This is a genomic window from Methanosaeta sp. UBA458, from assembly GCF_002496085.1.
Classification (GTDB): Archaea; Halobacteriota; Methanosarcinia; order Methanotrichales; family Methanotrichaceae; genus Methanothrix; species Methanothrix soehngenii.
This window is the reverse complement of record NZ_DAIK01000004.1, coordinates 24,613-25,148: the sequence shown is the minus strand read 5'-3', so window position 1 is coordinate 25,148 and position 536 is coordinate 24,613. Positions and strand designations below refer to the sequence as shown.

The 536-nt window shown below is 51.5% G+C and carries 1 protein-coding gene and 1 pseudogene; both read left to right on the top strand.

The window, feature by feature from the left end; all coding sequences use genetic code 11:
• A partial coding sequence (gene mtrG / locus BP822_RS00230) for a tetrahydromethanopterin S-methyltransferase subunit MtrG (RefSeq protein ID WP_286877469.1) occupies nucleotides 1-249 on the top strand: 249 nt, incomplete at its 5' end.
• A pseudogene (locus BP822_RS00225) lies at nucleotides 250-536 on the top strand (tetrahydromethanopterin S-methyltransferase subunit H); the annotation flags it as partial.

Here is a 536-nt window from a genome sequence, read left to right as displayed (position 1 = left end):
CATATGCCAGAAGATACCAAGCCGGTAGTACCCGTTGCTGTGGTCGATCCTGATCAGCTCAGAGATGTGATGGCAAGGCTGGAGAAGATCGAGGAGAAGGTGGAATTCTACTCCTCAGAGAAGTACATGAGAGCCGGCAAATCCATCGGCAGAGATCTAGGCATGGCCTATGGTATCTGCGCAGGATTGATCCTGGTCTTAGCATACGTACTGTTCGTTTACGCAGGCAATTGGACGGCGGTGATTTGAATGTTCAGATTTGATAGAAAGCAAGAAGTCTTCGATTTCGGTAAATTCAAGTTAGGGGGCCAGCCTGGCGAGTACCCCACATGCTGCATTGGCACCATGTTCTACGCCAGACACAAGATAGTCTCTGACCCGGAGCACGGTGTCTTTGACGTAGCAGCCGCAGAGCGGCTCTGGAATACACAGGTAGAGATGAGCGAGGTTACTGGAAACAGCTGCATGAACCAGATCGTGGCCGAGAGCAATGAGGCCATGGCCAAAGAGATAGACTGGTTCGTGGGCATATCCGA